This is a genomic window from Salinispora pacifica CNR114 (assembly GCF_000514775.1).
In the GTDB taxonomy this organism is placed as follows: domain Bacteria; phylum Actinomycetota; class Actinomycetes; order Mycobacteriales; family Micromonosporaceae; genus Micromonospora; species Micromonospora pacifica.
On record NZ_AZWO01000019.1, the window covers coordinates 97258 to 113968 of the forward strand.

The 16711-nt window shown below is 70.3% G+C and carries 16 protein-coding genes, 3 tRNA genes and 1 pseudogene; 13 read left to right on the forward strand and 7 right to left on the reverse strand.

Annotated features, from left to right (window positions below):
- The first annotated feature begins 9 nt into the window (after positions 1-9).
- The 5 genes from B118_RS0113850 to B118_RS0113870 are packed head-to-tail and all read left to right on the forward strand — an operon-like array spanning position 10 to position 2755.
- A complete protein-coding gene (locus B118_RS0113850) occupies positions 10-204 on the forward strand; it encodes a hypothetical protein (RefSeq protein ID WP_018222023.1) in 195 nt (64 codons plus the stop codon).
- Between the two features lie 4 nt (positions 205-208).
- A complete protein-coding gene (locus tag B118_RS0113855; protein ID WP_018222024.1) occupies positions 209-628 on the forward strand; it encodes a TadE family protein in 420 nt (139 codons plus the stop codon).
- Entirely contained in the window at positions 613-1116 is a 504-nt protein-coding gene (locus tag B118_RS0113860) for a TadE/TadG family type IV pilus assembly protein (RefSeq protein WP_043541343.1), read from the forward strand. The genes B118_RS0113855 and B118_RS0113860 overlap by 16 nt, the downstream gene beginning before the upstream one ends.
- Positions 1113-1592 carry a pilus assembly protein TadG-related protein gene (locus tag B118_RS0113865; protein WP_033773705.1) on the forward strand — a complete coding sequence of 160 codons (480 nt, stop codon included), beginning with the start codon at positions 1113-1115 and terminating at the stop codon, positions 1590-1592. Before B118_RS0113860 ends, B118_RS0113865 begins: the two co-directional genes overlap by 4 nt.
- A 14-nt stretch (positions 1593-1606) precedes the next feature.
- Complete coding sequence (locus B118_RS0113870) at positions 1607-2755, forward strand: LysM peptidoglycan-binding domain-containing protein (protein ID WP_026270829.1); 1149 nt, start codon at positions 1607-1609, stop codon at positions 2753-2755.
- A gap of 8 nt (positions 2756-2763) precedes the next feature.
- On the opposite strand, the gene bluB is transcribed toward B118_RS0113870, so the two are convergent.
- On the reverse strand, positions 2764-3393 hold the full coding sequence (gene bluB, locus B118_RS0113875; protein ID WP_018222028.1) for a 5,6-dimethylbenzimidazole synthase: 630 nt from the start codon (positions 3391-3393) through the stop codon (positions 2764-2766).
- 126 nt (positions 3394-3519) lie between these two features.
- On the opposite strand from bluB, the gene B118_RS0113880 reads away from it, so the two are divergent.
- Positions 3520-4281: a crotonase/enoyl-CoA hydratase family protein gene (locus tag B118_RS0113880; protein WP_018222029.1), complete on the forward strand. Its 762-nt coding sequence runs from the start codon at positions 3520-3522 to the stop codon at positions 4279-4281.
- Positions 4282-4286: 5 nt separating this feature from the next.
- Here the strand turns inward: B118_RS0113880 and B118_RS0113885 are convergent, their stop codons facing one another.
- Genes B118_RS0113885 through B118_RS0113895 form a run of 3 tightly spaced genes read right to left on the reverse strand, consistent with a single transcriptional unit; the run spans position 4287 to position 8073 of the window.
- Entirely contained in the window at positions 4287-5705 is a 1419-nt protein-coding gene (locus B118_RS0113885; protein WP_018812106.1) for an MmgE/PrpD family protein, read from the reverse strand.
- Positions 5706-5733: 28 nt separating this feature from the next.
- A complete protein-coding gene (locus B118_RS0113890) occupies positions 5734-7131 on the reverse strand; it encodes a dihydrolipoyl dehydrogenase family protein (RefSeq protein ID WP_018812107.1) in 1398 nt (465 codons plus the stop codon).
- A gap of 9 nt (positions 7132-7140) precedes the next feature.
- Positions 7141-8073 (reverse strand): phytoene/squalene synthase family protein, encoded by a 933-nt coding sequence (locus B118_RS0113895; RefSeq protein ID WP_018812108.1) that lies wholly within the window; start codon positions 8071-8073, stop codon positions 7141-7143.
- A gap of 64 nt (positions 8074-8137) precedes the next feature.
- Between B118_RS0113895 and B118_RS0113900 the strand changes: the two genes are divergently transcribed.
- The 7 genes from B118_RS0113900 (at position 8138) to B118_RS0113930 (ending at position 12896) form a co-directional block, all read left to right on the forward strand.
- Complete coding sequence (locus tag B118_RS0113900; RefSeq protein ID WP_026185585.1) at positions 8138-9289, forward strand: polyprenyl synthetase family protein; 1152 nt, start codon at positions 8138-8140, stop codon at positions 9287-9289.
- A 29-nt stretch (positions 9290-9318) separates the two neighbouring features.
- On the forward strand, positions 9319-10797 hold the full coding sequence (crtI, locus tag B118_RS0113905; protein WP_018812109.1) for a phytoene desaturase family protein: 1479 nt from the start codon (positions 9319-9321) through the stop codon (positions 10795-10797).
- Positions 10794-11393, forward strand: coding sequence for an isopentenyl-diphosphate Delta-isomerase (idi, locus tag B118_RS0113910; RefSeq protein WP_018812110.1), 600 nt, complete (start codon positions 10794-10796; stop codon positions 11391-11393). Before crtI ends, idi begins: the two co-directional genes overlap by 4 nt.
- Positions 11383-12327, forward strand: coding sequence for a MerR family transcriptional regulator (locus tag B118_RS0113915; RefSeq protein ID WP_018812111.1), 945 nt, complete (start codon positions 11383-11385; stop codon positions 12325-12327). The genes idi and B118_RS0113915 overlap by 11 nt, the downstream gene beginning before the upstream one ends.
- Before the next feature lie 220 nt (positions 12328-12547).
- A tRNA-Glu gene (locus tag B118_RS0113920) sits at positions 12548-12620 on the forward strand.
- 26 nt (positions 12621-12646) lie between these two features.
- Positions 12647-12720 (forward strand) — tRNA-Asp (locus B118_RS0113925).
- Between the two features lie 102 nt (positions 12721-12822).
- Positions 12823-12896 (forward strand) — tRNA-Phe (locus B118_RS0113930).
- Between the two features lie 200 nt (positions 12897-13096).
- On the opposite strand, the gene B118_RS30450 is transcribed toward B118_RS0113930, so the two are convergent.
- The 3 genes and pseudogenes from B118_RS30450 to B118_RS0113945 form a co-directional block, all read right to left on the reverse strand.
- On the reverse strand, positions 13097-13888 hold the full coding sequence (locus tag B118_RS30450; RefSeq protein WP_238323919.1) for a hypothetical protein: 792 nt from the start codon (positions 13886-13888) through the stop codon (positions 13097-13099).
- A gap of 656 nt (positions 13889-14544) precedes the next feature.
- A pseudogene (locus tag B118_RS28300) lies at positions 14545-15264 on the reverse strand (right-handed parallel beta-helix repeat-containing protein); the annotation flags it as partial.
- A gap of 12 nt (positions 15265-15276) precedes the next feature.
- The gene (locus B118_RS0113945) at positions 15277-16593 is read right to left on the reverse strand and encodes an ISL3 family transposase (RefSeq protein ID WP_018812113.1); all 1317 of its coding nucleotides are present in this window, start codon (positions 16591-16593) and stop codon (positions 15277-15279) included.
- Positions 16594-16711: the final 118 nt, after the last annotated feature.

A 16711-nucleotide genomic window follows, 5' to 3' on the forward strand; every position in this document is an offset into this window, starting at 1 on the left:
GAGTCCGCCATGTCCCTCTTCGTTCGCCTCCAGGTCGCGCTGGCCGCGCGCCTGGCCGAGCTGCGTTCCGACCGCGAGCGGGGGGACAGTCCCGTCCCCACCGCTGTGATCATCTTTGGTCTGGTGGCTGCCGCGATCACCGTCACGGCGCTCGTCGCCAGCCGGGCGGAGGACTGGATGAACGCCATTCCGACCGCGCCCTGATCCGATGCGCGTGCGACGGGCCTGCCTCGCGCTGCGCCGACGGCTCGGCGGCACGGACCGGGGCGCGAACCCGGTGGAGCTGGCGGTGGTGATGCCGGTGATCTTCGTGCTGCTCTTCGGGGCGATCCAGGTGGCCGCCGTGTTCATCGCCCGGTCCACGGCGATGCACGCGGCGCAGAGCGGGGTCAACGCGCAGCGGGTGCTCAACGCCCCGCCGGACGCGGGCGCGGACCGGGCGCGACGCTTCCTCACCGCGGCCGGCGGCTGGCTGGTCGACTGGGACTCCCCGGGGCCGGGCTGCCAGACCGACACGGCCGAGGTGACCTGTACCGTCCGGGGCCGTTCGCTCTCCGTCGTACCCGGCGTCGACTTCCCGATCAGCGAGAGCGCACACGGGACGGTGGAACGGTGGACGGAGCCGTGATCCGCGACGGTGGCCGACGCGGCGACCCGCAGCGCGACAATGGTTCGGTCTCCGTCGAGGCGGCGATCCTCGCGCCGGCCTTCATCGCGCTGATGGTCCTCGCCGGAGTCGCCGGGCGTACCGCGGTCGCGGCCGAGGCCGTGGAGGCGGCGGCGCACGACGCCGCCCGCGCCGCCTCCATCTCCCGCGACGCGGACACCGCCGGTGAGCGGGCCCGGGCGGCGGCCGTCCGGCAGCTCGACTGGCGCGGTCTCAACTGCACGAGTACGCCGACGGTTGACCTCAGCGGCACCGTCAACGGCCAGGCGACCAGCTTCGCCGCCGCGTTCCGGAGCCCGATCGGCCAGCCGGCCGCGGTGACCGTTCGCCTCTCCTGCACCGTCGACCTGTCCGACCTGCGGCTGGACACCATCCCGGGGGTGCCGGGCAGCCGTCGGGTGTCGGCCAGCTTCACCTCGCCGCTGGACCGTTACCGGAGCAGAGGATGACCGCCGAGCCGATCCGCCGCACCGAGTTGAGTCGTACCGGCCTGGGCCGCAGCGCCTCGGGCCGGGACGATTCAGGCCGGGTCAGTGTCTTCTTGGCCATCGCCGCCCTGGGCATTCTCACCGTTGTGGCGCTCGCCTTCGATGGGGCCGGGCAGCTACGCGCGCTGCAGCGAGCTGACAACCTCGCCAGCGAAGCCGCCCGCGCCGGGGGGCAGTCGATCGATCTGGCCACCGCGATCGAGGGTGGGCCGAAGCGGATCGACGAGCCGCAGGCGCGGCGGGCGGTGGCCGAGTATCTCGCCGCCGCTGGTGCCAGCGCACACACCGTCAGCTTTCCGGAAGTTGACGGGGAGACCGTGGTTCGGGTGCGGGTCACCGTCACCTACGGGAGGTCGCTGCTCGGCCTCGTCGGCTTCGACGACACCGTCAACGTCACCGGGGAGGCGACCGCACGGGCGCTGACCGGTGGACTGTAGGAAGGAAGGCTGCCATGTCCACATCGGCTCGTCTCCTTGGCCGGGTGCTCATCGGGTTCGGTGCCCTCGCCCTGCTCGGTGTGCTGCTGTTCGGCGCTCCGGTGGCGCTACTCGCGTTCGCCGGTAACCCCCTGCCGGCGCAGATGCCGACCCTCGGTGAGATCGGCACGGTGCTGACCAGCCGCGACGACGGCCAGCTCTTCATCCGGGTGCTGGCGGTGGCCGGCTGGTTGGGCTGGGCCACGTTCGCCTTCTCGGTGCTGGTCGAGCTGGGAGCCCTCGCCGTCCGTCGCCCCGCCCCCCGGTTGCCGGGGATGGGCCGGCAGCAGCGGGCCGCCGCCGCACTGGTCGGTTCAGTCGCATTGATTTTGGTGGCGAGTCCCGTGGCGGCCAGCGCAGCGGCGGTGGCGGCGGCCCCGACAGCGTCCACGGCGGTGGCGACGGTGGGCCCGACAGCATCCACGGTGGTGGCGGGCCCGACAGCGTCCACGGCGGTGGCGGGCCCGGCAGTACCCCTGGCAGCCGCCGCGGCAACCCCCGCGCCGGAGCGGGCACCGGTCTATCGGGTGGCCCGGGGCGACTACCTCGGATCGATCGCCGCGCGGTACCTGGACGGGTTCGAGGATTACCAGAGTCTGGCCACGCTGAACCGGCTGGCCGACCCGGACCGGATCCACCCGGGTCAGCTCTTGCGGCTGCCCGCCGAGGCCCACGACCGTGGCCCCGGCCCGCACGCCACCGGACGGCTGGTCGCCCGACCGACCCCACCCCGGCCACCCGCGCCGGCGCCGGCGTCGGCCGAGCAGTCAACGCCGCCATCACCGGTGGAGTCGGCTGGTTCGGACTCGGCGGTTTCGGGGACGGCGGTTTCGGACGCGTCCTCGACGGATACGGCAGCTCCGGACCAGACCGCTTCGGATCCGGCGGCGGAGGTGCCGGTCGTGGCCGTCGGTGCGGCTGGTCCCGGCGATCCGAACCGGGTGAACCGGCCGCTCGCCGTCTCGGCGGTCCTCGCCGTGTCGAGTATCGTCGGCGCGCAGATCGGCGCGGCGCTCGGCCTGCGCCGACGCCCGGCGACCGCTCGCACCGGGACCGGCCGTCGCGCGCTGCCTAACGGTCAACGGCAGTGGGAACTGCCGGCTGGCCGGCACCGGCGGGACTGATCCTGTCCCTACGCCGGCGGGTCGCCCCAGCCGTCGGTGTGCACGGCCTCGGCCAGCGGGCGCTTGCTCCGCCAGCCGTGCCGGGCCAGGTCGGGTACCGCCTCGAAGTGGGTGACCGGGCCGAGGCAGAGCCAGGCCACCGGACGGATCCCGGCCGGGATCCGGAGTAGCTCGGCGAGCCACTGCTCCCGGTAGAACGACACCCAGCCGACGCCGAGCTGCTCGGCGGTCGCGGCGAGCCAGAGGTTCTGGATGGCCAGGCAGGCTGAGTAGAGCCCGGTGTCGGCGATGGCGTGCCGGCCGAGGACCGCCGGTCCGCCCCGGGCCGGGTCGTAGGTGACGACGATCGACAGGCTGGACTCCAACACCCCGTCGATCTTGATGCGGGCGAACCTCTCAGCCGCCTCCCCGGTCAGGGCCGCGGCGAAGACCTCCCGCTCGGCGCTGACGTGCTCGTGAAAGGCGCGGCGCAGCTCCGGGTCGCGGACCAGGATGAAGTCCCACGGCTGCGAGTATCCGACGCTCGGGGCCGCGTGGGCGGCGGCGAGCACCCGGTCCAGGGTCTCGGTGGGCACCGGCGCCCCGGTGAACTGCGCTCGCACGTCCCGGCGGCGGTGGATGACGTCGTACAGATCCATCGGGCACCTCACATGATCACATCGCCGAGCAATCTAATCCGATCTCCAGGGACGGCGCCAGCCCAGCACGCCGAGATCGGGCTCCGGCTCTGGCGCGCCGGACACCGCCGGGGTCATGCTGTCCCAATGGGCGTACGCGTCGAACGGTCCGCGATGGTGACCACAGTGATCCTGGATCGGCCGCCGGCGCGGAACGCCGTGGACGGCCCGACCGCGCGGGCGCTGGCCGATGCCTTCCGCGCCTTCGAGGCTGACCCGGACGCGGCGGTGGCGGTGCTCTGCGGTGCGGGCGGAACGTTCTGCTCCGGTGCCGACCTGAAGGCGATCGACACCCCGACCGGCAACCGGGTCGCACCGGATGGGGACGGCCCGATGGGTCCGACCCGGATGACGCTGTCCAAGCCGGTGATCGCGGCGATCTCCGGGTACGCGGTGGCGGGCGGGCTGGAGCTGGCGCTCTGGTGCGACCTACGGGTTGCCGAGGACGACGCGGTGCTCGGCGTCTTCTGCCGGCGTTGGGGCGTACCGCTGATCGACGGTGGGACGTTTCGGCTGTCCCGGCTGATCGGCGAGAGCCGGGCGATGGACCTGATCCTCACCGGCCGTCCGGTGCCGGCGTCCGAGGCGTACGCGATGGGTCTGGTGAACCGGCTGGTCGCTCCCGGTACGGCTCGGACCGCAGCCGAGCAGCTGGCCGCGGAGCTCGCCGGGCATCCGCAGACCTGCCTGCGCAACGATCGAGCCGCGATGCTGGCCACGGCGGCGCTGTCCGAGCCGGCGGCGCTGGCGACCGAGCTGACCTACGGGATGGAGTCGTTGGCCGCCGACGCGGTGGCCGGGGCGGCCCGGTTCGCCGCGGGTGCCGGTCGGCACGGCGCCGGGGCCTGAACGGGTCAGTCCAGCGCGCCGCCGACCTCCGGGGCGAGCAGCGCGAGGAGCGCCGCCGGGGCGTCCCGGCGCTCGTCCAGGTGCAGCACCAGGTCCTCGATCGCCTGCTGGCGGTGCCGATCCAGGACGCGCCCGGTCAGATCCCGATACTTGTCCACGATGTCGGCGTTACCGAGTGGACGCTGCACCGAGCCGAGCGGCGTTTCGATGCGCCGCTCGTGGGTCTGACCAGCATCGGTGGTCAGGCGCACCCGCCCCGCAGTGGCCGGTCCGGACCCCCGGGTCACGGTCATCCGGTCGATCAGCCGCCACACGTCGTCCTGGTCCAGCCGGTCCGGTCGGAACTGCTCCACCGAGACCGCGCCGTCGAGGAGCGCCGCCGCCGACGCGTAGCAGACGGACATCTGCGCGGCGACGCTCTCGATCGGCCGGTGGAGCGGGAAGACCGCGTGGTCGAAGACGGGCTCGGCGACCTCGATTTCGATCCGTTCGATGGTGGCGGGGTCGAAACCGTCCGTCGCCCGCAGCGCCAGCGCGGCGTCGATCGACGGGTGGGTGTACGCCATCGCCGCGTACGGTTTGATCGTCTGTTCCGGCAGGTACCAGTGTTCGCCCAGCGCGTCGCCGATCGCCGACGGATCGGTGTCGTGCCGCGCGGTGAAGGCCGCCAGGTACCCGCCGTAGCCGCGTTCGAAGACCCGCTTGATCCCGATGTAGTCGCCGGCCGCCAGGGTCGCCGCGACCAGGCCGTTGCGGGCCGCGAAGCCGTGCTGCATGCGCTTGACCATCGATTCGTACTGCGCGGCCATCAACCCGCCCGACTGAGTCGCGGCGATGCCCAGCGCGTCTTCGAACCGGGCGGGGCTCAGGTCGTACAGCACCCCGCCGGCCGCTGCTGCCCCCAGCCCGCCGAAGACCGCGCCGGAGTGCCAGCCTCGGGTAAGTAGCTCCGGTCCGCCCAGCGCGCGGCCGACCCGGACGCCGGTCTCGAAGCCCAACACCTCGGCTCGGAGGAGGTCGGTCCCGGTGACCGTCGCCCGCCGGCCGGCCACGGCCAGCAGCACCGGCAGCAACACCGCGTTGGCGTGCCAGGGAATCCGGTACGACACGTCGTCGAGCTCGAAGCCCTGGATGAAGCTGCTGTTCAGCAGCGCCGCCGTGGACGCGTCGGTGGTGCGGCCCCACCCGGCGACCACGCTGGAGCCGGGCTCGACGGTCAGGCTCCGCACGGCGATCTGGGACCAGGGCAGTCGGGCGCCGACCAGGAGGCAGCCGACGCCGTCCAGGATCAGGTGCCGGGCCCGGGTGGTGACGTCGGCGGGGATGGCGTCGATTGAGGTCTCCGCCAGCCAGGTGACGAGCCGACCCGTCGGCCCGTCCGGGTCGGTCGGCCCGGCCGGGCCGGTCGGGGTCGCACCGGCCATTCTCGCCTCCGTTCCTGGACCCGCCGGATCAGCCCAGGTCCCGCAGGGCGTCGGAGATGGCCCGGTAGAAGGTCGGGTACGCGTAGATCATGCTGCGAAGTTCGGCCAGCGGTACCGCCGCGTGCACGGCGACCGCCAGCCCGGAGAGCACCTCGCCGCCGGCTGGCCCGACGGACGTTCCACCGACCAGCACTCCCCGGTCGGCGTCGGCGACGAGTTTGATCAGGCCGTCAGCGCGGTGGATCCACCCGCGGGCCGAGGAGCCCAGCGACACGGAGCCGACCTGGACGTTGATTCCCCGCTGACGGGCCTGGGACTCGGTGAGCCCGACCGCCCCGACCTCCGGGTCGGTGAAGGTGACCCGGGGCAACGCTTGGTAGTCGGCTCGGGGGACGACTGTGCCGTTCGGGTCCGCCCCTGCCCCCGCGTCGGATCGACGGACGCGGTCGAGTAGGTCGGCGACGACAATGCCCGCCTGGTAGGTCGCGACGTGGGTGAAGGCGCCGGCACCGGTCACGTCGCCGACCGCCCAGATTCCGTCGGTGACGCGCAGTCGGTCGTCAACCGGTAGGAAGCGCTGGTCGGCGCGGATGCCGACAGTGTCCAAGCCCAGTTCGTCCAGGTGTGCCTGGCGGCCGGTCACCACCAGCAGCCGTTCGGCGGTGTACCGCGCGTCGTTCGCCCGTAGGGTGAATTTCTGCCCGTCGTGGTCGACCCGGTCCGCCAACACTCCGGTGTGGATATTGACGCCGTCGGCACGGAGTGCGGCGGTGACCACCTCGGACGACTCCGGCTCCTCGGTCGCCAGCACCCGGTCCAACGCCTCGACCACGGTGACCTGGACGCCGAATCGCGCGAAGACCTGCGTCAGCTCCAGCCCGATCGCGCCGCCGCCGAGTACCAGTAGCGATTCCGGTAGCCGAGCCACCTCGATCGCCTGGTGGTTCGTCCAGTACGGCGTCTCGGCCAGCCCGTCGATGGGCGGTGCGGAGGGGCGGGTGCCGGTGCTCAGCACGATTCCGTGTCGGGCCTGGAAGACCTGGTCGTTGACGCGGACCCGACCCGGTCCTTCGAGTCGTCCGCTGCCCCGGATGAAGCGCCCGCCCTGGTTGCTGAACCGTTCCACCGCGACCCGGTCGTCCCAGTTGTCGGTGGCCTCCGCGCGGATCCGTTCCGCTACGGGTGCCCAGTCGGGCGACACCCGCGTCGACCCGGCGAATTCGTGCACCCGGTGTGCCTCGGCGAGGGTGTTCGCCGCTCGGATCATCATTTTGCTTGGCACGCACCCCCAGTACGGGCACTCGCCACCGACCAGGTCCCGCTCGATGCCGACGACGCTGAGCCCGGCCTCGGCGAGCCGGCCGGCCACCTCCTCGCCGCCGACTCCGAGCCCGACAACGACCACATCCACCAGTTCTGGCTCCATCCTGTCAGCCTAGGGAAGGGGCCGGGTGAGTGCCGTCAAGGGTGGGCCGGGCACCCGGACGGGCGTGCCGGTTCGGGTGAAAAGGGCACGGGCGGTCTCCGTCAACCGGTGGTGCTGCGGCACCCGAGCCCGTCGGGCGAAGACATCGAAGTCCTGCGCCGCGACCTCGTCGAGGATGCCCCCGTAGAGCGTGTACGCGGTGCGGATGCAGGCCTGCGAGGCGGGGTCGAGCAGGGTGACCCCGGGTGCGGCGGCAGCGTAGTGCGCCTGGGCCCGGGCCACCTCGTAGCGGATCAGTTCCCGAATCGGTTCGCTGGTCCGGCCGGCGGCGCGGGCGGCCAGGAGGTCGTCGCGGGTGACGCTGAAGCGGGCCAGGTCCGCGTCCGGTAGGTACGTCCGGCCACGGTCGAGGTCTTCGGCAACATCCCGGATGAAGTTCGTCAGTTGGAATGCGAAGCCGAGTTGGCGGGCGGGCTCGCGGGCGGCGACCGGGTCGGCGCTGCCGAGGATCGGCAGCATCATCGTGCCGATGACGGCGGCGGAGCCCTCCATGTAGAGGAGCAGGTCGGTATAGGTGGGGTAGGAGCTGACGGTCAGGTCCATCGCCATGCTGCGCAGAAACGACGCGAAGTCGTCTCGGTTCAGGTCGAAGACGGCGATGGTGTGTAGCACGGCGGGGAGCAGTGGGTCGGTGACCGACCCACCGTGCAGGCCGGCGAGGAACCTTTGGGCCCAGTCGTCCAGTTGGGCGGCCCGCTGCGCCGCGGGCAACTCCTCGGTTCGGTCAACAATCTCATCCGCATAGCGGGTGAAACCGTATAGAGCATGTACATGTCGCCGTTTCCAGGCGGGAAGCAGCCGGGTGGCGAGATAGTAGGTGCGGCCGTGGTGACGGTGTAGCTCACGGCATCGGTCGTAGGCGGCGGTGAGATCCGTGTCCACCGACCCTCCCTCAAATCGACGCATGAATCGACGCAACTCGTAACCCTAGGATATGCTCGCGCGCATGGCCAACGACGCAGTTGTGGGTAAAGCCCCCCGGGTCATCCCGGTCCGCCGTGGTGGCGACACCGACCCGGTGCGCGCCCGCTTGGCCGCCTACACCGAGGAGGTCGTCGCCGCGGTTGACGACACCCTCGTCGCCTTCCTCGACACCGAGACCGATGCGCTGGCCGCGATCGACCCGAGTGCCGGTGAGTTCGCCACCATCGCCCGCGACAGCGTGTTGGCCGGCGGAAAGCGGCTCCGCCCGACCTTCGCGTACTGGGGGTGGCGGGGCGTGGTCGGCGGCGCGGAGCCGCTGCCCCCCGTGCTGCCGGCGCTCGCCGCACTGGAGGTGCTGCACGCCTTCGCCCTCACCCACGACGACGTGATGGACTCCTCCGCCACCCGGCGTGGCCGGCCCACCGCACACGTCGCGGTCGCCGCCCAGCACGTCGCGGCCGGGTGGCGCGGCGACTCCGGCAAGTTCGGCGAGAACGTCGCCATCCTCGTCGGCGACCTCTGCCTGGTCTGGGCCGACCGGCTCCTCGCGCAGGCCGTCCTGCCGCCGGCCCGGCTGCTGGCGGTCCGGCGCTGCTACGACCAGATGCGGGTGGAGACCGTCGCCGGGCAATACCTCGACGTCCTCGGCGAGAGCGACCCGACGAACTGGTCGGTGGAGCGGGCCCTGCAGGTCGCCCGCTACAAGACCGCCAGCTACACGGTGCGGTGGCCGCTGCTCTTCGGCGCCGGACTGGCCGGCGTCGGCGCCGACTCCCCGCTGATCGCGGCGTACACCCGCTACGGCCAGGCCGTCGGCGAGGCGTTCCAACTCTGCGACGACCTGCTCGGCGTCTACGGCGACCCGGCCACCACCGGTAAACCCGCCGGTGATCTGCGTACCGGCAAGCCGACCGCGCTGCTCATGCTGGCCCGCAGCCGGGCCGACCACACCCAGCGCCGGGCCCTCGACCAGATCGGCGCAGGCGCGGACGACCGGGAGGTCACCCGACTGGCGGAGGTGGTCGCGGAGACCGGTGCCGTCGCCCAGGTCGAGCAGATGATCTCCGACCGGGTCGCCGAGGCGCTCGACGCCCTCACTGCTCCAGCCATCGATGACACCGCGCGGACCGCGCTCGCCGGTCTCGCGACCGTCGCCACCCACCGGCGAGCATGATGGGCGCGTCTTCCCGAGGAGGTGGTCAGGTGCGCACGGTACGCGGTCGTACGGACCGGGTGGTGATCGTCGGCGCCGGGCTCGGCGGGCTGGCCTGCGCGCTGCACCTGGCGGGCAGCGGTCGCCAGGTGACAGTGCTGGAACGCGAGCCGGTGCCGGGTGGTCGGGCCGGTCGACTCAGCGTCGACGGGTACGACTTCGACACCGGTCCCACAGTGCTCACCATGCCGGATCTGATCGCCGAGGCGCTGCACGCCGTCGGCGAGGAGCTCGACGACTGGCTCGAACTGACCCCACTCGACCCCGCCTACCGGGCGTACTATCCGGACGGCTCCACCCTGGACGTGATCACCGACACGCCCCGGATGGCCGCCGAGATCGCCAGGGTCTGCGGTCCCCGGGAGGCCGACGGCTACCTCCGCTTCGTCGACTACGCCCGTGAGCTGTGGCGCCTCGAGCGGGCTGACTTCATCGAACGCAACCTGGACGCCCCCACCGACCTGCTCACCGGGAACCTGCTGAAGCTACTCGCCGGCGGTGCCTTCCGGCGGCTTCAGACGAAGATCAACCAGTTCTTCCGAGACCCGCGTACCCAGCGCGTCTTCTCCTTCCAGGCGATGTACGCCGGGCTCGCGCCGCACGACGCACTCGCCATCTACGCGGTTATCGCGTACCTCGACTCCGTCGCCGGGGTGCACTTTCCGCGCGGCGGCATCCACGCCGTCTCGCGGGCCATGGCCGGCGCCGCCGAGAAACACGGGGTGCAGCTTCGGTACGACACCACCGTGACCCAGGTGGAGACGGCCGCCGACCGGGCGACCGGTGTCCGGACCGCCAGCGGGGAGTTCGTCCCCGCCGACGTGGTGGTGCTCAACCCGGACCTGCCGGTGGCGCACCGGGAACTGCTCCAGACCCGGCACCGCCGGTTGACCTACTCCCCCTCCTGCGTGGTCCTGCACGTCGGGTCGACACAGGGCTATGCGAAGATCGCTCACCACAACATCCACTTCGGGCGGGCGTGGCGCGGCACCTTTGACGAGGTCATCCGTCGGGGCGAGTTGATGAGCGACCCGTCGCTGCTGGTCACCAACCCGAGTCGGACCGACCCGTCGGTAGCCCCCGCCGACCGGCACGCCTACTACGTGCTGGCGCCGGTGCCGAACCTCGACCGGGCCCCGTTCGACTGGCGGGGCGGCTTGGCCGACCGCTACGCCGACCGGCTGGTGCGAACGCTGGAGGAGCGGGGCTACGTGGGCTTCGGAGACGGCATCGAGGTGCTGCGGACGGTCACCCCCGCCGAGTGGGCGGAGCAGGGCATGGCCGCCGGCACGCCGTTCGCCTCCGCGCACAGCCTCTTCCAGACCGGGCCGTTTCGACCGCCCACCCTGCACCGCGGACTCGCGAACGTGGTCTTCGTCGGCTCGGGCACCCAGCCCGGAGTTGGGGTGCCGATGGTGCTGATCTCCGGCAAGCTCGCCGCCGCGCGGGTGACGGGGGTCGCTTCGTGACCGGTCGAGAAACCCACCAGGTCGAGCTGGTGGATGAGGCCGGCGTGGTGACTGGGCAGACCACCGTGCGCGCCGCGCACCAGCCGCCGGGGCGGCTACACCGTGCCTTCTCGGTACTGCTCGTCGACCCCGACGGTCGGGTCCTGCTCCAGCGCCGGGCCGCGGTGAAGACCCGCTTCCCGCTGCGCTGGGCCAACGCCTGCTGCGGCCACCCGTTGCCCGGCGAGCCGCTGACGATGGCCGCCAACCGCCGGCTCGGCGAGGAGCTGGGCGCCGCCCCGGTCGAGCTGACCGAGGTCGGCGTCTACGTCTACCGGGCCGAGGACCCGACCACCGGCAGGGTCGAGTTCGAGTACGACCACGTCCTCCGGGGCGACCTGCCGGCCCACGCCCCGCTGCGCCCGGATCCGGAGGAGGTCGCCGAACTGCGCTGGGTGCCCCCGGCCGTGCTGGCAGCGGAGCTCGACGCCGACCCACCCGCGTACGCCCCGTGGTTGGGCGGGGTGCTCAACCGGTTGCTACACCCGGGCGAGCCGACCCTGCGTCAGCCCATGCTGGCGGCCGAGGACGCTCCGGAGCGGCCAGGTGGCGGATGAGGCACTGAGCGCTGGCGCCGTCGCCCGCCGGCTGGGGGTCGCGGTGACGACCCTGCGCACCTGGCATCAGCGCTACGGGCTCGGGCCCAGCGAGCACCTCCCCGGGCATCACCGCCGCTACACCCCGGCCGACCTTGCCCGCCTGGAGACCATGCGGCGGCTCACCGCCAACGGGGTCGCCCCGGCCGAGGCCGCCCGTTGGGCAGTTCAGGCCCCCGACGCCGCGCTTCCCGGCCCCACCCCCCGGACCGAGAGACGGGGGGTGCGCGACGGCGGTGGCGCGACAATCCCGGTGGGCCGGTCCGGCCCGACCGCTCGGGGTCTGGCCCGGGCCGCCATGCGACTTGACTCCAACGCCATCAACGAGGTGATCGACCGGGCCATCCGCATCGACGGCGTGGTCACGACCTGGGACACGCTGCTGCGACCAGTGCTCGCCGGGATCGGTGAACGGCACGTCGCGACCGCGGCGCTGATCGAGGTCGAGCACCTGGTGTCCCGCTGCGTGTCGGAGGCGTTCGCCGCGGTGGTCCGCGCTCACGCGCCCAATGGGCCACCTCGCATCCTGCTCTCCTGCGCCGACGAGGAGCAGCACAGTCTGCCGCTGGAGGCGCTCGGGGCGGCGCTGGCCGAAGTCGGGATCGCCCACCGGCTGCTCGGGGCCCGAGTGCCGGTGCGGGCGCTGCTGGAGGCGGTCAACCGTACCGGGCCGGCTGCGGTCGTGCTGTGGTCGCAGACCCGGAGCACCGCCGATCCCACCCAGCTCACCGCCCTGCTCACGGGCCCCCATCGGCCGCTGCTGGTGTTCGCGGCCGGCCCGGGCTGGCGGGCAGACAGCCTCCCCGCCGGGGTGGTGCGCCCGGTGGACCTCGCCGAGGCGCTCTCGCTCGCGGCAGCCGTACGCGACTCGTTGGACCAGTCAGCCGCGGGGTAGGGGCTGCCCGCGAGCCTGGGCCCGGTTGCGGGGCCGAGTTGTCCGCGAGGGCCGACCCTGGCCGGATTCCGGGCTTCACCTGCGGGTTCCGCTCTGGTGGGGAACACTCGGGGTCGGTTTGGCTGAGCGGCGTGCCATCACGTATGCTTTCGAAGCCTCCGGCGGGGCCGGATGGGAGCAAGACCGTCAGAACTTGTGAGTGTGCAATGATGGCGGGGCCGCCCTCATCGTCTAGCGGCCCAGGACGCCGCCCTTTCAAGGCGGTAGCACGGGTTCGAATCCCGTTGGGGGCACGGTCCGACCTCGGTCGGATGAGCTAGGTCCTGTGGAGCAGTTGGAGTGCTCGCCGCCCTGTCAAGGCGGAGGTCGCGGGTTCAAGTCCCGTCAGGACCGCAAACGTTGAAGGCCGCGCTAGCACGCGCGGCCTTCAACATATCGGGTAGGTGACCCGGCCCGTCGGCGACCTCGGCGGGCAGGTAGCATGACCCGAAGCACGGCCAGGTAGCTCAGTTGGTACGAGCGTCCGACTGAAAATCGGAAGGTCGGCGGTTCGACCCCGCCCCTGGCCACATAGCCTTTCGCCGGGCTATACGGTCCCCACCAGCGGCAACGTAGGTGGGGATCTTTTGTATCCGGCGTTGCCTGGGAGCTCTGAGGATGGCCGTGGTTGAGGCCACCTGCCGCCGTGTCCGCTCCGGGTCGAAGTCGATCACAAACTCGACGGTAGGTGAGTCCGTAGGCACCTAGGTTTGTACGTACTAACCTAGTCTCACCTGAGAGCTCGCCAATTGGGGCAGCCGAAGGTAACATCCGCGTTCCCGCCGTCTTCGCGTATCCACTGGTGGATGCCTTCCACCGTGGTTAGGGACACGGTGGCCGCGGTACCTGGCCCAAAGTTCTTGATAAACGGCGCGGGCCAGAAGCTAATCACCTGCCTACCTCCGGACTGTTCCGGATGGCCTTCTCGTGCTGCTGGTGCCTCTACCCGTCTGCCGGTTGCCAGCACGACATGATCCAGGCCGGAGAACATGACGACGTCACCCCTGACGGGGCGAGACAGTAGAGGCCCTGCGCCGTTGTAGACGTGCCTTTCCATTGCCAGGTGGTGAACGAGTGTTGGTGTGAAATTTCTCGGTTCGCCGTTGGTGTAGAGGTGCCTCAGCGTATCGGTATTCACGATGTCTCCGTTCAGTATTGCTGCGACGATTACCGCTTCCCAGCAGTTCATTTCGGCGCTTCTGTTGGAGAAATTCACCTCACCCTCGCCGGTGATGAGGTTGACGAAGCTGTTGTTCGTAGGTGATTCACCCACGGGCCCTGATGGAACCCACCTCATCATCGCACGATCCACTAAACTTTGCTCGGCGGTATCGGCGACTTCCCTCTGCAGTTCCGCCTGCACGATAGCGTCATTGAGTGATTCGAAGTCACCGCGAAGGAAGAGAATACAAGCTGTGAGGACACGGTCTGGGTCATTGCGTTGGCACATTACCGTGTAGTCGTCCGTTTCCCGGATCTGCCTCTCGGTCAAAGCATTTCTGTCGAGGTCGACGAGTCTCATCGTTTACCCATCCTCTCCCCACGAGTTACTGCCAAATATTCGGCGATTTCGAAATTGACGGCATCGACAATTTCAAGCCACCGCCAGCACTGGATACCGTACTCCTGAGGCTCAATATTCGGAGGCTGTCGCCGCTGTCGTGAATTCGACAGAAATGTATGTATCAGAATGGCGTGTAGTGTCTCGGCGTGCGGCGGTGGTTCTCACTGGGTGTTTTGATCATATTTGTTCTTGTTTGACTGGCAGTCACGGTTTTTGAATCGGCGAAGTTGGTAGGCATCAGCGTCTGATCCGCTGTGACCCAGCCAAGGGGGAACTAAAGGTCGTCATACCAGGACGTATCACGCAAGTCGTGTGAAGCGTTTGTGGATCTGACGGGCGGCCTTGCCCGGACTGACACTTCCAGCATCGAGCAAAAGATCCACATTCATGAGCGAGGTCGGCGGTTCGACCCGCCCCTGGCCGTGTAGCCTTTCGTCGGGCTATACGGTCCCCGCCAGCGGAGACGTAGGTGAGGATCTTGCTGGATGGCCTCCGCGCGTCGATGGCCACCCGGCCGGGCCAAGGGCCCGGGTCGGTTGTCTCCGCCCTGGCCCGCGCGCAGGGAGGCCGCCACCCGTTGGCCCCGCAGCCTCCCTTGCGAACCGCACGGATCGCTAACCGGCGCAACCAGGCACGCCGGAGCAGTTGTTCGGTCGATTCTTGACCACGATGGTGCCGGTGGCGGTGTTCAACTCGACCGTTCCATTGAACACGTTGAAGATACCCCCGCCATCGGTGGCGGCGATATTCTCTACCACCTTCGTGTCGAAGAGACGGGCGGCGCCCCCGAATGTGTTGTGTATGCCGCCGCCCTCGTCACCTGCCTGGTTTCCGGTGACCTTTGTTCGCCGCAACACCAGCGAGCCGGTGTTGTAGATGCCGCCAGCATCGGTGTCCGCCGTATTGTTTTTGATGGTGCTGTTCTCGACGACGACGACGGAGGAGCCCGGGTTCATGCCCAGTCCACCAACGAGGCTTGCGGTGGCGACATTTTCGGCCACGGTGACGGATTTGAGGGTGAGTTGTGTGTCGAGGTTTGCGAGGATGCCGCCGACCTCCATCGCGGTGTTGTTCGTGATGGCGGTATCCGTTACGGTGCCGATTCCGATAAACATGATAAGGCCGCCGGTGCCGAATGAGGCGTGATTGGCGTTGATGGTACTGCTGTCGATCTGGACCTCGCCCGCGCCGAAGACCCCAGCCCCGACGAAGCCGGTGGTGTTGGTACGCACGTTGGTCTTGCGGATCTTGAGTACGCCAAAGCTGAGGACGCCGCCACCAAAAACGGCAGCGCTATTGTCATCAACGGACGAGTGGTTTATGTGGGTAATGCCGGCTCTTCGAAGTTAGGCGAGGTTGAGGTGTCCGCGGTGGCGTCGGGTGGTCGCGGTGCGGGTGCGTAGGCGCTGGTTTTCGGGGTTTCGGAAGCCGTAGGCGTCGCGGGCGACGGTCTTGATGACCCGGTTGGTTCCTTCTGAGCCGGCGTTGGTGATGCCGGTGGTCAGGAACGCGTGGATCTGCGGCCACCAGGTCTCGATGGTGGTGGCGAGTCGGTGTAGTTCGGGCAGGTCAGTGGCAGCGCAGCGGGTGTAGAAGCGGCGTAGCAGCCGGTGGACGTGTTCGCGGTCGGGCTGGGTGCGGGCGGTCGCGAGCAGGTCGAGCAGGTCTTCCTTGGCGTTCCACGCGGCGAGGATCGGGGTGCCGATCTTGGCGGGTAGGGCGTCGAGGGTGTCGGTCAGGCGGTCGACGTGTTTGCCGGGCATGCGAGCCGCCGAGCGGGTCAGCCGGTTGCGCATCCGCCACTCCGGGTCGTTACCGCGGCCACGACGCCCGCGTTGGGTGAGCGTGACCCGGCGGCGGACCTCGGTCACGGCCCGGTTGGCCAGCTGCACGACGTGGAAGTGGTCGGCGACCAGCACCGCGTGCGGCAGCACTTGCCGGATCGCGGCCTTGAACACGGTGCACATGTCGATCGCGACCGCGCGGATCTGCTCGCGCCAGGCCGGTGGGCGAGCGGCCAGCCAGCCGGTGACAGCGGCGGTGGTGCGGCCTTCGACCTGCGCGAGGAGCCCTTGGCCGCCGGACAAGTCGCAGAAGCCGACGTGCCACCGGTCCGCGGTCGTGGTCCACGAGGCGGCCTGCTCGTCCCAGATCCAGTGCGGTTTGCCCCGGCGGACCTCGTCGATGCCAAGCACCGCGACCGGCTCGGGCTCGGCCGGCAACACCGCAGTGGCGTGGGTGGTGAACGCGGCCGCGACGATCGGCCACGAGACACCGTGGTCGCGGGCGGCCTGCACGATCGTGCGCCCGCCGTCGGCGACCGCCGCCCCAGCCGCCTGCCGCAACCGGATGGTCAGCCTTGAACGGGCCGGCACCTGGGCGACCTGCTCGGTGAACGACCTGCGCGGACAGGCCGGCGTCGGGCAGTACCAGCGTCGTTTACGCCAGCGCAGCCTCACCGGCCGCCCAGCGACCGGCAGGTCCCGCGGCCGCGTCGTGGTCCACTGCTTCACCCGCGCTGCTCGCTGCCCGCACTGCGGGCAGCATCGTGCCTGTTCACAACTGGTGGACAGGTTCACCACGGGGACGCCGGCGGCGTCCAGCTCGACTCGCTCGGCCACCAGGCCGTCCAGACCCAGCAGCCGGGTCGTATCGTTGACCATGCTCGCAGCTCTTCACTTGTGACATCCGAACTAGACACTCAGATGATCACCGATGAGCTGCGAGCCCTTCACATCCGGGTCACCGCCAGCCACGAACCCCGCTCAACTTCGAAGAGCC

Excerpts from the sequence above, each read along its gene's own strand:
- B118_RS0113850 (WP_018222023.1), top strand. The coding sequence starts at position 10 with ATGTCCCTCTTCGTTCGCCTCCAGGTCGCGCTGGCCGCGCGCCTGGCC.
- B118_RS0113855 (WP_018222024.1), top strand. The coding sequence starts at position 209 with ATGCGCGTGCGACGGGCCTGCCTCGCGCTGCGCCGACGGCTCGGCGGC.
- B118_RS0113865 (WP_033773705.1), top strand. The coding sequence starts at position 1,113 with ATGACCGCCGAGCCGATCCGCCGCACCGAGTTGAGTCGTACCGGCCTG.
- B118_RS0113870 (WP_026270829.1), top strand. The coding sequence starts at position 1,607 with ATGTCCACATCGGCTCGTCTCCTTGGCCGGGTGCTCATCGGGTTCGGT.
- bluB (WP_018222028.1), bottom strand. The coding sequence starts at position 3,393 with ATGGATCTGTACGACGTCATCCACCGCCGCCGGGACGTGCGAGCGCAG.
- B118_RS0113880 (WP_018222029.1), top strand. The coding sequence starts at position 3,520 with ATGGGCGTACGCGTCGAACGGTCCGCGATGGTGACCACAGTGATCCTG.
- B118_RS0113885 (WP_018812106.1), bottom strand. The coding sequence starts at position 5,705 with ATGGCCGGTGCGACCCCGACCGGCCCGGCCGGGCCGACCGACCCGGAC.
- B118_RS0113890 (WP_018812107.1), bottom strand. The coding sequence starts at position 7,131 with ATGGAGCCAGAACTGGTGGATGTGGTCGTTGTCGGGCTCGGAGTCGGC.
- B118_RS0113900 (WP_026185585.1), top strand. The coding sequence starts at position 8,138 with ATGGCCAACGACGCAGTTGTGGGTAAAGCCCCCCGGGTCATCCCGGTC.
- B118_RS30450 (WP_238323919.1), bottom strand. The coding sequence starts at position 13,888 with ATGAGACTCGTCGACCTCGACAGAAATGCTTTGACCGAGAGGCAGATC.
- B118_RS0113945 (WP_018812113.1), bottom strand. The coding sequence starts at position 16,593 with ATGGTCAACGATACGACCCGGCTGCTGGGTCTGGACGGCCTGGTGGCC.